Origin of the sequence: Streptomyces sp. NPDC051963, from assembly GCF_044593495.1 — a bacterium.
Classification (GTDB): Bacteria; Actinomycetota; Actinomycetes; order Streptomycetales; family Streptomycetaceae; genus Streptomyces.
Genome location: NZ_JBIUCC010000001.1, coordinates 553,530 through 566,220 on the forward strand (window position 1 = coordinate 553,530; position 12,691 = coordinate 566,220).

The window sequence follows — 12,691 nt, forward strand, 5'->3', positions numbered from 1 at the left end:
GGTTCTCATGGCACTCCCCGCCATCTCCCCCTATCCGCTTCCCACCGCACAACAGCTCCCCGCCAACCGGGTGTCATGGACCGTGGACCCGGCGCGCGCCGTCCTGCTCGTGCACGACCTCCAGCACCACTTCCTCTCCGCGTTCCCGGCCGGCGCCCAGCCGCTGACCGGCCTGCTCGACAACACCGCCCGCCTCCTCAAGGACGCCCGCAGGCTCGGCGTGCCGGTCGTCTACTCGGCGCAGCGCGGCGGGCAGACGCCCGAACAGCGCGGGCTCCAGCTCGACTTCTGGGGCCCCGGCGTTGCGGACGACCCGGAGGCGCTCGCCATGCCCGGTCCGGTGGCCCCCGAGCCCGGGGACACCACGCTCACGAAGTGGAAGTACAGCGCCTTCGCGCGCACCGAACTCGACGTGCTGCTGCGGGAGTCGGGCCGCGACCAGCTGGTGATCGTCGGCGTGTACGCGCACATCGGCGTGCTGATGACCGCCGCCGACGCGTGGAGCCGGGACATCCAGGCGTTCGTCGTCGCCGACGCCGTGGCCGACTTCTCCCCCGAGGACCACGAGATGGCCCTGCGCTGGGCCGCCGGCCGCTGCGCGGTCGTGACCACCACCGACGCCCTCTTCAAGGAGGTCTGAGCCATGGCCCTCACCCTGGAGCAGATCCGCACCGACGTCGCCGACGCGCTCGGCGAGGACCCCGCCGACATCCCCTTCGACGAGAACCTCGTCGACTACGGCCTGGACTCGGTCCGCATCATGACGCTGCTCGAACGCTGGCGCCGCGACCACGACATCACGGCGGACTTCGCCGACCTCGCCGAGCAGCCCGCCATCGAGGCCTGGGCGCCGAAGCTGGGGGTCGCATGACCACCGCCGTCGCGACCGAGGCCGTGCTCCCGCTGACGTCGGCCCAGTCGGGCATGTGGTTCGCGCAGGCCCTCGATCCGCTGAGCCCCGCACAGAACACCGCGGAGTGCCTGGAGATCGACGGCCCGATCGACCCGGACCTCTTCGCCGCCGCCCTGCACCAGGTCGCTCAGGAGGCGGAGGCGCTGCGCGTCGTCGTGGCGGACACCCCCGACGGACCGCGCCAGCACATCCGTACCGACGTCGAGTTGCCGCTCACGGTCCATGATCGCAGTACTGACGGGCAGGCCGAGGCGTGGATGCGCGCCGACCTGGCCGAGCCCCTCGACCTGGCCTCCGGTCCACTGTGCCGGCACGCCCTCTTCCGGGTCGGCGAGCAGCGCTGGCTCTGGTACCAGCGCATCCATCACCTGGTGATGGACGGCTACGGCTACTCGCTGCTCGTGCGCCGCACCGCCGAGGTGTACTCCGCCCTCGCCCGCGGCCAGGAGCCCGCCGCGCGCTCCTTCGGCAGCCTCGCCGACCTGGTCGCGGACGACACCGCATACCGCGACTCCGCCGCCTTCGCGGCCGACCGCGCCCACTGGTCGCAGGCGTTCGCCGACCGCCCGGAGGCACCCCGGCTCGCGGGCCGCGGCGCGCTGCCGTCCCGCACCTTCCTCCGTCGTACGGCACACCTGGCACCGGCGGCCACCGAGCGCGTCCGTGAACTGGCCGTCCGGCTGCGGGCGACCTGGCCGGACGTGCTGATCGCCGCGCAGGCCCTCTACACCTCCCGCACCACGGCCCAGTCGGACGTGGTGCTGGGGCTGCCGATGATGGGCCGGATGGGCTCGGTCGCGCTGCGTGTGCCGGGGATGGTGATGAACGTCCTGCCGCTGCGGCTGACCGTCACCCCCGAGGCGTCGTTCGCCGAGCTGGTACGGCAGGTCGTGCTCGGCATCCGCGAGGTGCGCCGCCACCAGCGGTACCGCTACGAGGACATCCGCCGCGACCTGGGCCTGCTCGGCGAGTCACGCGGCCTGGTCGGCCCGCTCGTCAACGTCATGCCCTTCGACTACGGCGTGGACTTCGCGGGCGCGCCCGCACGGGCCCGGAACCTGTCCGCCGGGCCGGTCGACGATCTGACGGTCAACATCTACGACCGCGCCGACGGCCTGGGCCTGCGCATCGACCACGACGGCAATCCCGCGCTGTACGACGACGCCGGACTGGCCACGCACCAGCAGCGGTTCCTGCATCTGCTGGAGCGTCTCGCCGGCAGCGACCCGCAACTGCCGCTCGCCGCGCACACCATCGCGACGCCGGACGAACAGGCCCTGGTCCTCGACGAGTTCAACCGCACGGACATCGCGCTGCCGCCGACCACCCTCATCGGGCCGATCGAGTCACGGGCCGCGCAGACCCCCGACGCGACGGCGCTGGCATACGGCGACACCTCCCTCACCTACGCCGAACTCAACTCCCGCGCCAACCGGTTGGCCCACCATCTGCGCACCCTGGGAGCCGGGCCGGGGGCGGTGGTGGCGGTCTCGATACCGCGCTCGACCGAGCTGGTCGTCGCCCTGCTCGCGGTGTTGAAGGCCGGGGCCGCGTATCTGCCACTGGACCCGGACTATCCGGCGCAGCGGCTGTCGTACATGCTCCAGGACGCGGCGCCGGTGTGCGCCATCACGGACCGAGCGGGTCGTCTGCCCGAGGAGACCCCGCTGGTCGTCCTGGACGACCTGGACGTGTCCGCGTACCCGTGGGTGAATCCCGGCCGGGCGCTCACCCCCGCCCATCCCGCCTACGTGATCTACACGTCCGGCTCCACCGGCCGCCCGAAGGGTGTGGTCGTCTCGCACGGGGCGATCGACAACCGGCTGCGCTGGATGCAGCACGAGTACGGGCTGACCGCCGACGACCGTGTGTTGCAGAAGACGCCGTCGTCGTTCGACGTGTCGGTGTGGGAGTTCTTCTGGCCGCTGCGTGAGGGCGCGGCGCTGGTCGTCGCCGAGCCGGGCGGCCACAAGGACCCCGTGTACCTGGCCCGGCTGATCCGCGAACAGGCCGTCACCACCTGCCACTTCGTGCCGTCGATGCTTCAGGTGTTCCTCTCCGGGCCGGACGCGGCCGGGTGCGGTGGACTGCGCCGGGTGTTCTGCAGCGGCGAGGCCCTGCCCCGGGAAACCGCGAACGCCTTCGGGCGCACACTCCCCCGCGTCGAGCTGCACAACCTGTACGGCCCCACCGAGGCAGCCGTCGACGTCACGTACCACGCCTGCGCGCCCGACGCCGAGGGTCCGGTGCCGATCGGACGGCCGGTGTGGAACACCCGGCTGTACGTGCTGGATGCGGCGCTCCAGCTCTGCCCGCCCGGAGTGCCGGGTGAACTGCACTTGGCGGGACGGCAGTTGGCCGACGGTTACCTCAACCGGGCCGAGTTGACGGCGACCCGCTTCGTGGCCGACCCGTTCGGCCCGGCCGGCACCCGGATGTACCGGACGGGTGACCTGGCCCGGTGGACCGGAGAAGGCGAGATCGAGTATCTCGGGCGGACCGACCACCAGGTCAAGCTGCGCGGGCAGCGCATCGAACTCGGCGAGATCGAGGCCGCGTTGGCAGCTCAGCCGGAGGTGGAGGGCGCATGTGCGCTGGTGCGTGAGGACCGGCTCGTCGGCTATGTGACGGGCGGGGCCGATCCGGTGGTCGTCCGGGCGGCGCTGGCCCGCGAGTTGCCGGAACACATGGTCCCGGCCGCGGTCGTCGCCCTCGACGGATTCCCGCTCAGTCCCAACGGCAAGCTCGACCGCCGCGAACTGCCCGCCCCGGTGTTCGCCGGCGGCGAGGGCTCCCGACGTCCGGCGACCGCCCGCGAGCAGGCACTGACACTGCTGTTCGCGCAGGTGCTCGGCGTCGAACAGGTCGGCCCCGACGACGCGTTCTTCGATCTGGGCGGCACCTCGCTGCTCGCGGTACGGCTGGTGGCGCGGGTACGTGAGGAGTTCGGCACCGAGTTGACCATCGGCTCCCTGTTCGAGGCACCGACACCGGCCGCGCTCGCCGCCCGCCTGGAGGACACGGGACCGGCGTCCGAGGACGCGCTGGGCGTCGTCCTGCCGTTGCGCGCCGACGGAGAGGGGCGGCCTCTGTTCGCCATCCATCCGGCGGGCGGCATCGCCTGGTGCTACGCCGGTCTGTCCGCGCGTCTCGGCCCTGCGCAGCCCGTCCACGGCATCCAGGCCCGCGGTCTGATCGGCGACGAACCGCTTCCGCGCACCCTCCAGGAGGAGGCGGTCGACTACGCCGAGCAGATCCGCAAGGTCCAGCCGCAGGGCCCGTACCGACTGCTCGGCTGGTCGGTCGGCGGAGTCCTCGCGCACACCGTGGCCGTCCTGCTCCAGCAGGCCGGCGAGCAGGTGGAACTCCTCGCGCTGCTCGACGCGTTCCCCGCCGAGCAGTGGCGGGAGCGACCCGCCCCCGAGGAGGGCGACGCGCTGACCGCCGTACTCCGCATGGCGGGCTTCGACCGTACCGACGAACGCGACCGCGACGACGTACTGGCCACGCTGCGCCGCGCCGGAAGCCCGCTGGCCGGGCTCTCCGAGCACACCCTGTCGAAGATCGTCGACATCGTGCCCAACCACGCCCGCATGATGCGCGAGCACGAACACGGCTCGTACGACGGTGACGTGCTGTTCTTCACGGCCGCCGCCCCGCGTCCCGAGGACTGGCTGACCCGCGAGGCATGGCGGCCCCATGTCACCGGAGTGATCGTCAACCACGACCTCGACTGCACGCACCCGCAGCTGATGCGGGACCGCTACCTGGACGACATCGCGACGCATCTCGCCGCCCGGCTGAAGGAGCTCGACGCATGACCGGTCCCTTCGATCCGGGGAATGAGGGCCAGGACACCCACCTGGTGCTGGAGAACGTCGACGGGCAGCTGTCCCTGTGGCCGGCCTGGCGTGCCGTGCCCTCCGGCTGGGCGGCCGTCTCGGGCGCCGCTCCGTACGAGGCGTGCGTACGGCGGGTGGAGGCGGGCCGGGGATGACCACGGTGGCGGAACCCTTGCTGCGACCCCAGTTGCTGGTACGGGGCCCGGGACTACGGCCCCGCCGGCTCGCGCACGATCCCCTGCTGTGGGTCGTACGAGCCCCCGAACCGGGCCGACCGCTCGACGCGTCCGTGCTGGACACGGGTGAACGGCGTCGAGCGGCGGCGCTGCGGCGCCCGGCCGAGCGGGCGCTCTACGTGACCGCGCACAGCGCGTTGCGCCGGGTGCTGGGCGCCTATACGGGGCTGCGTGCCGCGTCGGTTCCGCTGGTCCGGCTGCGCTGTCCGCACTGCGGCGGGCCGCACGGCCGTCCCGCCGTGGCCGGGCCGTTCGGGGCGAAGGTGCACTTCTCGCTCTCGCACTCCGACGGCCTGGCGCTGATCGGTCTGGCCACGACGCCGATCGGAGTCGACGTCCAGGCGGTTCCGGGCCTGCGGGTCGCGGTGGACACGAGCCGTTCCCTGCATCCGGCCGAGCAGAGGGAGCTGGAACGCCTGCCCCAGAGCGCCTTTCCCGGTGCGTTCACCCGCTGCTGGACCCGTAAGGAGGCCTACCTCAAGGCGACAGGTGAGGGAGTGTCCGGTGCCGCTCTGCGAGGCCTGTACGTCGGGGCGGGTGAGCGCCCCGCCGCGCTGCCGGGCCGGACGTCCGCCGACGTCGATGTCCCGGTGGGCTGGGAGGCCGCCTGCGTCGTGCTCAGCGACCCAGCAACTCCACCAGGCCGTCCGCCAGTTCCGTACGCCAGCAGAGGTAGTCGTGGCCGCCGTTGAACTCCCGGTAGGAGGCGTCTTCATAGCCGGCCTGCGCGAGCGTGTCGCGCAGCCGGCGGGCCGCGGGCAGGGCCACCCATTCCTGCTCGCCGAAGGAGAGCCGGAAGCGCACCGGCAGTCGTGGCGTGCCGGCGAGGGCGCGGGTGAGCCACTCGGCGTCGGGGCCGTCGGGCCACCAGAACGAGCCCGACTGCACAAGGACGTTGCCGAAGCGGTGCGGGGCCACCGAGGCGGCGTAGGCGGCGGTCAGTCCGCCGAGGCTCTGCCCGGCGATCACGGTCCGCGCCGGATCGTCCGTGACGGGCAGCCGTGTCGCGGCCCACGGCAGTATCTCGTCGACGAGCAGCGCGACGAATTCGGGCCGGCAGGCCAACTCGGCCCAGCGCGTGGCTTCGTCGACGGCCTCCGGCAGTACGGCTGCGACCGGCGGGATACTGCCGGCGGCGATGAGGTTGTCGAGGAGATGGTTCAGGCCGAGCAGTGGCTGCCAGTGCTCGCCGTCGAGCAGGACCAGTAGATCCACCGGTTCCGCTTGGGCGCGCGGCGGTTCGTACAGCCACACACGCCGGCCGGACCGCTTGTGCTCGGTGACCGAACCACGGGCGACACCGGGCCGGGGCTCCCAGTCCACCGCGCGCGGGGCGGCCGGGAGTTCGGCGTACGGGACCGGGTCGGCGGTCCAACGGCGGGGCAGCGTACGGGAGTTGAACGGATCGGAGCGGTGGCGGGTGCGCAGCCAGGGCCCGTACTCGGGGGTGGCCGGGTCGGGGCCGTCGCCTTCGTCGACGTACAGGTCGTAGGTGCCGCGCCAGTCGTGGCGCAGACGGAGCGTCCAGTGCCAGACGTCCGTGCCGGGGACCTGCCGCATCCGGTTGCCCTCGGGGTCGCGCGGGTCGCCGAGCTTGTTGGGCAGGACCCGGACGGCGCGGGTGGCGGGGCCGCCGCGCCACAGGAACGTCACGGCCGCGTGGTCGTCGCTGCCGAGCGGATCAGGGCCGAGGAGCGGAGTGCCGCGGCGGCGGACATCCTCCCAGAACTCCTCGACGCCGTCCGGCGCGGGCAGCACGCAGGCCGGTTCCGCGAGCCGGGGCAACGGGTGCGGCCGTGCCAGGCGCGGCGGACGGGGCGGTGCGCCCTCGGGCGGTACGGACACGAGCATGCGAAGGACTCCGGTGACGAACCCTGACTTTCCACTTTCTTAGGCCACCCTAACCTACACCGTCGCGCACTGCGGTTCGCCGGGCGGCCGTCCAAGCCACCTTGCCCCATCAACTGATCGCCCGCTCAAGGGAGTTGCACCAGTATGACCACACGCACCCGTAGCCGCCGTCGTACCGCGGTCAGCGTCGCGACCGCCCCGGCGGGCGAGGACCAAGTGACCCGGATCCGTATCGCCCGCCGAGCGCGCTCGGCACCCGGCACGGTCCGCTTCCGGCAGGTGATGGCCGCCGCCGCGACGAGCCCGTGAGTTTCGGCGAATGCGACTTTGGTCGACGACATCTCGACCTGTGACCGACTGCGTACGACCTCTTGCTGCCGCACGGTGAAAGTCCGCACTACGGGGAGGCAGTATGGCGATCTTCCGCACTCGGACGAGGACAGGCGTGGTGGTACAGGCCGCGTTGGCGATCGGGATGTCGATGGCGGCACTGCCGTCTCCCGCGGCGGCAGTGCCGTCCTCGGCCGCGACGCCGACACAGCTCTACGTCGCTCCATGGGGACGCGACTCCTGGCCGGGCACCCTGGCCCGCCCCTTCGCCACACCGGGGCGGGCTCAGCAGGCCGTGCGGGACCGGGTGCCGCGGATGGCGTCGGACATCGTGGTGAACCTGCGCGGCGGGACGTACCCCCTCCACAAGCCGATGCGTCTGTCGGAGGCCGCGGGCGACTCCGGCCGCGGCGGCCACCGGGTGATCTACCAGGCGTACGGCTACGGCACACCGCGCCAGGAACGGGTGACCCTCAGCGGTGGCCGGCAGATCTCCGGATGGCGGCCGGATCAGCACCTGAAGGGCCTCTGGCGCGCGGACGTCAGCGGCCTCGAGACCCGCCAGCTGTACGTCGACGACCGGCGCGCCGCACGGCTCACCGGCGAGGGAGCCGGTTTCCCCGGCACGCTGAAGACGACCAGCACCGGTTACGTCACCACGAGCACCGTCCCCCGGACCTGGCGGAACCCCGGTGACATCGAGTTCGTCTACCGATCCGGCTATGTCGAGGGCCGCTGCGGAGTCGACCACGTCTCCGCAGCTGCCGGCCGGACCACGATCACCATGGACCAGCCGTGCTGGAAGCTGGCTCACGACCTTTACGGCGGGCCGGAGTTGCTGAAAGAGCCGACCAGTGTGGAGAACTCCCCCAGCTTCGCCCCCAGACCCGGCAGTTGGTATCTCGACCGCTCGCGGCCGGGACGCCATGAGCTGCTCTACTTCCCTCGGCCCGGAGAGGACATGGACCGGACGCGGGTGGTCGCCCCGGTCCTGGAGTCGCTGGTCACCGGCACCGGCCGACCGGGCGCTCCATTGCACGACATCGCGTTGCGCGGCCTGACGTTCGCGCACGCCACCTGGCTGGCGCCCAGTGAACCCGCGGGGTTCCCCGCCGCGTGGAGCATGTACCTGCGGCCGGGGACGGGCGAGGAGCCGGAGTTGCTGACGGTGCCGGGCGCGGTCGCCTTCCGCACCGCCGAGCGCATCGCCTTCGAGGGCAACCGCTTCACCCATCTGGGCGCCCAGGCACTGGAGTTGTCGGAGAACAGCTCGTACAACGTGGTCGACGGCAACGTCATCAGCGATGTCTCCGACGGTGGGATCCTGATGGGAGTGGTCCCGCCCGACCAGCAGGGCATCAACCGCGGCAACCGGATCACGAACAACTGGATCCATCACACCGGCGCGGAGTACCACGCCTCCTCCGCGATCTGGGACACCGCGACCCAGGACACCACCATCGCGCACAACCAGGTCAACGACGTCCCCTACACCGGCATCCTGTCCGGCCCCAGCGACGACCTGCGCGGCATCATGCGCCGCAACCGCATCCTCGGCAACCGCGTCTTCGCGACGAACCGGCTCCTGGCGGACGGCGGCGGAATCTATCTCCGCGGCGAACAGGGCAGCAGCTTCGCCGACGGGGCCGTCATCAGCGGCAATGCGGTCACCGCGAGCAAGTACGGCGTCTGGAACGTCGGGATCTACACCGACGACAGCACCAACTGGGTCACCGTGGACCGCAACGCCGTCCATGACTACGTCGCCTCCATCGGCGGATGCAGCGAGGAGTGGGGCGACCGGCCCGTCCGGAACGTGCGGTATCGCGGCAACTTCTGGGACGACGCGGTGCCGGAATGGCTGGAGCGGCGGGAGTTCCCCGGAGCCTGGCCCCCGGCCGACGAGCAGAACCCGGAGGAGGGCTGCGGAGACCCCCACGACCTCACCTTCACCGACAACACCCTGCTGCCGCCGTCCGACCCCGGCCGGGCCTGCGCCACCGACACCACCTGCGCGACCGTCCTGGCGAACGCCGGCCCTCTCCCGTCCTACCGGCGGCAATTGGGCGTGCGGTGACGGAACGGCGAGCCGGGACGTGGACCAACCGCCCGTCTAGGTGTGCTTGTCGTGCGAACCCCCGGCGTGAGCGAGTGCGCTGGGGGTTCGGCAGCCGACGATCGCCGGCGCCTCCTGGACGAGCGTGTCGTCGGTGAGGGCCTCCACCATGAAGAGCGCGAAGTCGACCCGACGGGTCAGGTCGTCGGCCAGTACCGGGTCGCCCACATGCCGGCTCCACACGGGCAGCCCCTGACTGTCACCCTCCTCCAGGGAGCTGCCCCGCACCACGGTCCACCGGGTGTCGCTGGCGAACACCCGTCGACACGCCTCCACTTGGTCGTCGATCTCGACGGCGCGGACCAGCTTGCCCAACACGGCGGCCATCCGGACACCCAGGGTGAACAGCCGCGAGTACTTGTCCTTGCCGTCGCGCGTGATGTGCCAGCCGCAGGAGAAGACCAGCCGCGCGCCCGGCCGTGCGTGGTCGAGCACCGCCTGTGCCGTGCCCGACGAGTACTGCCGTACGCCCCAGGGCACCAGCACCGTCAGCACCCCGTCGCACCCGGCGACCGCCCGCCGGATCACCTCGGGGTCGTTCGTCGCTCCGGGCACGACGGTCATCCGGCCTTCGAACGCGGCGAGCTTCGGCACGCTGCGCTCCCGGCACACGCCCACCACCTCGTAGCCGCGTTCCAGTGCGTGCCGGACCATGTACCGCCCGAGCTTCCCCGAAGCCCCGACGATGCAGACCTTCTTCATCCGATCCGTGCCCATGGCGCAGCCCCTTCGCCGGCATGCTGACCTTATGTTGTAAGGTAAGTTAGCCTTATGCCGTAAGGCGGTCAAGGCTCCGGTCAGGGGATACGAAAAGGAGGGCGGATGCGCGAGGCAGGCAAGGGCCGTCGGCGCGGGGCATCGGGGCGCATCCCGCTCAGTCGCGAGCGCGTGATCCGTACGGCGGTGACGGTGGCGGACGAGAAGGGGTCGGCCGCGCTCACCATGCGGGCCATCGCCGAACCGCTGGGAGTCGAGGCGATGTCGCTGTATCACCACGTGGCGGGTCGGGAGGACATCCTCGACGGCATGGTGGACGCGGTGTTCGGCGAGATCGACCTGCCACCGCGCGACCTCGACTGGAAGGCCGCCATGCGCCACCGGGCGGACTCCGCCCGAGCCGCCCTCCGCCGCCACCCGTGGGCCATCGGCCTGATGGACTCCCGCTCCCAGCCCGGCCCGGCGACGCTGCGCCACCACGACGCCGTGATCGGAGCGCTGCGCGCCGCGGGCTTCTCCGTCGCGATGACCGCGCACGCCTTCTCACTGATCGACAGCTACCTCTACGGCTTCGTACTCCAGGAACTGAGCCTGCCGTTCAGCGGCGAAGCGGAGCTGGACGAGGTCGCGGGGGCCATGCTGCGCGACATGCCCGCCCCCGACGCCTACCCCCACCTCACCGAACTGGCCACCGAGCACGTCCTCAAGCCCGGCTACGCCTACGCCGACGAGTTCGCCTTCGGCCTCACCCTCATCCTCGACGCCCTCCACCCGGACGAGACCGCGGGCGACTAGCCGGTTCAGCCAGGCGGCCGCTCTGTTCCCGCAGCCGGTCATGGGCCCGCGGTGCGCGCCGGTTTCACCCGGTCCCCTATTTGTTCTCGCCCGGCTTGCCGACGTGCTCGCCGTCGCCCGGGGTGTCGTCGCCGGACTTCGCCTCATCCGTGGGTTGTGCGGACGGGGTGCTGCCGGGGCTGCTCGGGGCGGTGGCGACCGGGGCCTCGTCGTGGTCCTCGCCGCCCTTGGCCCCGCTGCCGGAGAGGTTGAGCTGGTGGGCGAAGAGGAGGGCGGCCACGGCGAGGGTGGCCGTGAACCAGAGGGTGATGCGTCGCATGGCTGCTCCTTGGATGTTTCGGTTTCTTGGAGGTCCTTGATCGGGGTGGTGAAGCGACGGCGCTACCAGGCGAACTCCTCGGTGTGGAGGTCGTCGCGGTGGACGCCGGCGCGTCCGGTGGCCTTGCGGACCGCCGAGAGCCAGGCAGGCGGGCCACAGACGTAGACGTCGCGGTCGGCGATGTCCGGGACGAGCGTCCTGAGCGCCTCGGCGTCGTCCGTGTGACGTCCGACGCCGGCCGGCAGCCAGGAGGCGTCGGCGCGTCGCGGGCCGGGCATGAAGTGCATCCGGACACCGCGGCGTTGGGCGATCTCCCGGAGCTCGCTCGCGAACACGGCGTGCTCGGCCTCGGTGTAGCGGTACAGAAGGGTGGCCTCGCCGGGCGCGTACGGCGTGTCCTCCAGCAGGGCCCGCATGGGGGTGATCCCGATGCCTGCGGCGATCATCAGCATGCGGGGGCGGCGGCGCTGCCGTGCGGTGAGGGTGCCGTAGGGGCCTTCGATGAGGACGCGTGTGCCGGGCGCGAGCCGGGCCGCTCGCTCGCTGCCATCCCCGGCGATCTTGATGGTGATGCGCAGACTGTCGGCGGTGGGTGCCGCGGACAGGGTGTACGGGTTGCCGCGCGACCAGCCGGGGCCGTCGAGGAAGCGCCAGATGAAGAACTGGCCGGACTCGGTGCGCAGCCTGTCCAGGCGGTGTCCGCGCAGGGTGACGGAGAAGGTCCCGGGCGCCTCGGTGCGCACCTCGGCCACACGCAGGCGATGGTGGAGGGACCGCCAGGCCGGATACGCCAGCCGGTAGACGACGGTGACACCGGCGGCGAACAGGTACAGCGTCCACCAGTAGGTGCGGGCCCACGGCTCGTGGAAGTCCGCGCCGTCCTGAAGCATGTGCGGGAAGGTGAACGCGATGCCGAGATAGGCATACAGGTGGAGCAGATGCCACGACTCGTAGCGGAGCCTGCGGCGGGCGGCCCGCATCGAGGTGACCACCACCATGATCAGCAGGATGGTGCCCACGGTGGCGAACAGCATCCACGCGTCTGTGACGAAGAGGGTCCACAGCTCGTCCAGGGCGGCCGCCGGATCGCGGGTCACGCGCTGTACGGCGAAGAGGACGACGTGCGCCGTCATCAGCCAGAACGAGGCGAAGCCGATCCACCGGTGGCGCCGGGTGAGCACGTCGTGTCCCCAGGACCGTTCGACCCAGGGGATCCTGGCCAGCAGGACCACCTGAAGGAGCATCAGGTCGGCGGAGACCAGCCCGGTCAGCAGCCCGAGCGAGCCGATTGCGCTGTCGACCGTGGTGAGGCTCGCCAGGCCCTGGTTGCGGATCCACAGGCCGACGACGAAGACCACCGAGGCGATGGCGGCGGGTCCCAGCAGATCGGCCAACCCGAACCGGGGACCCCCGCGCCGGGGCCCGGGCGACTTCCGACGGCCGACCGCCGGCGCTCTGTACGTGGTCATCTCTGCCTTCCCTCACACCTGGGCCCGCTCGCAGGGGCCGCATTCCGGCGCCCTTGCCGGGCGCCTCGCCGACCAGCCTGGCGGCGGATCTTGTGGCTGCTCT

The 12,691-nt window shown here is 71.8% G+C and carries 12 protein-coding genes; 8 read left to right on the forward strand and 4 right to left on the reverse strand.

What is annotated here, in order from left to right; all coding sequences use genetic code 11:
• Positions 1-7: 7 nt before the first annotated feature.
• From ACIHFB_RS02235 to ACIHFB_RS02255, 5 genes are read left to right on the forward strand one after another with little or no spacing between them, the layout of a single operon-like run.
• Entirely contained in the window at positions 8-640 is a 633-nt protein-coding gene (locus ACIHFB_RS02235) for an isochorismatase family protein (protein ID WP_365268725.1), read from the forward strand.
• A gap of 3 nt (positions 641-643) precedes the next feature.
• Complete coding sequence (locus ACIHFB_RS02240) at positions 644-871, forward strand: phosphopantetheine-binding protein (protein ID WP_365268728.1); 228 nt, start codon at positions 644-646, stop codon at positions 869-871.
• Positions 868-4,734 carry an amino acid adenylation domain-containing protein gene (locus tag ACIHFB_RS02245; protein WP_400124938.1) on the forward strand — a complete coding sequence of 1,289 codons (3,867 nt, stop codon included), beginning with the start codon at positions 868-870 and terminating at the stop codon, positions 4,732-4,734. The genes ACIHFB_RS02240 and ACIHFB_RS02245 overlap by 4 nt, the downstream gene beginning before the upstream one ends.
• On the forward strand, positions 4,731-4,910 hold the full coding sequence (locus ACIHFB_RS02250) for an MbtH family NRPS accessory protein (protein WP_400124939.1): 180 nt from the start codon (positions 4,731-4,733) through the stop codon (positions 4,908-4,910). Before ACIHFB_RS02245 ends, ACIHFB_RS02250 begins: the two co-directional genes overlap by 4 nt.
• Positions 4,907-5,683, forward strand: a complete 777-nt coding sequence (locus ACIHFB_RS02255) for a 4'-phosphopantetheinyl transferase family protein (RefSeq protein ID WP_400124940.1) — start codon at positions 4,907-4,909, stop codon at positions 5,681-5,683. The genes ACIHFB_RS02250 and ACIHFB_RS02255 overlap by 4 nt, the downstream gene beginning before the upstream one ends.
• On the opposite strand, the gene fes is transcribed toward ACIHFB_RS02255, so the two are convergent.
• A complete protein-coding gene (gene fes, locus ACIHFB_RS02260) occupies positions 5,610-6,842 on the reverse strand; it encodes an enterochelin esterase (RefSeq protein WP_400124941.1) in 1,233 nt (410 codons plus the stop codon). The genes ACIHFB_RS02255 and fes overlap by 74 nt on opposite strands.
• Positions 6,843-6,986: 144 nt before the next feature.
• Here fes and ACIHFB_RS02265 point away from each other — a divergent pair, with 144 nt between their 5' ends.
• Entirely contained in the window at positions 6,987-7,151 is a 165-nt protein-coding gene (locus ACIHFB_RS02265) for a hypothetical protein (RefSeq protein ID WP_400124942.1), read from the forward strand.
• A 136-nt stretch (positions 7,152-7,287) separates the two neighbouring features.
• A complete protein-coding gene (locus ACIHFB_RS02270) occupies positions 7,288-9,249 on the forward strand; it encodes a right-handed parallel beta-helix repeat-containing protein (RefSeq protein WP_400124943.1) in 1,962 nt (653 codons plus the stop codon).
• 36 nt (positions 9,250-9,285) lie between these two features.
• Here the strand turns inward: ACIHFB_RS02270 and ACIHFB_RS02275 are convergent, their stop codons facing one another.
• Complete coding sequence (locus ACIHFB_RS02275; protein ID WP_365268748.1) at positions 9,286-10,005, reverse strand: NAD(P)H-binding protein; 720 nt, start codon at positions 10,003-10,005, stop codon at positions 9,286-9,288.
• Between the two features lie 105 nt (positions 10,006-10,110).
• On the opposite strand from ACIHFB_RS02275, the gene ACIHFB_RS02280 reads away from it, so the two are divergent.
• A complete protein-coding gene (locus ACIHFB_RS02280; RefSeq protein ID WP_400124944.1) occupies positions 10,111-10,800 on the forward strand; it encodes a TetR/AcrR family transcriptional regulator in 690 nt (229 codons plus the stop codon).
• Between the two features lie 76 nt (positions 10,801-10,876).
• Here the strand turns inward: ACIHFB_RS02280 and ACIHFB_RS02285 are convergent, their stop codons facing one another.
• Both ACIHFB_RS02285 and ACIHFB_RS02290 read right to left on the reverse strand, forming a co-directional pair.
• The gene (locus ACIHFB_RS02285) at positions 10,877-11,119 is read right to left on the reverse strand and encodes a hypothetical protein (protein ID WP_365268754.1); all 243 of its coding nucleotides are present in this window, start codon (positions 11,117-11,119) and stop codon (positions 10,877-10,879) included.
• A gap of 62 nt (positions 11,120-11,181) precedes the next feature.
• Positions 11,182-12,588, reverse strand: a complete 1,407-nt coding sequence (locus ACIHFB_RS02290) for a ferric reductase-like transmembrane domain-containing protein (RefSeq protein WP_400124945.1) — start codon at positions 12,586-12,588, stop codon at positions 11,182-11,184.
• Between the last annotated feature and the right edge of the window lie 103 nt (positions 12,589-12,691).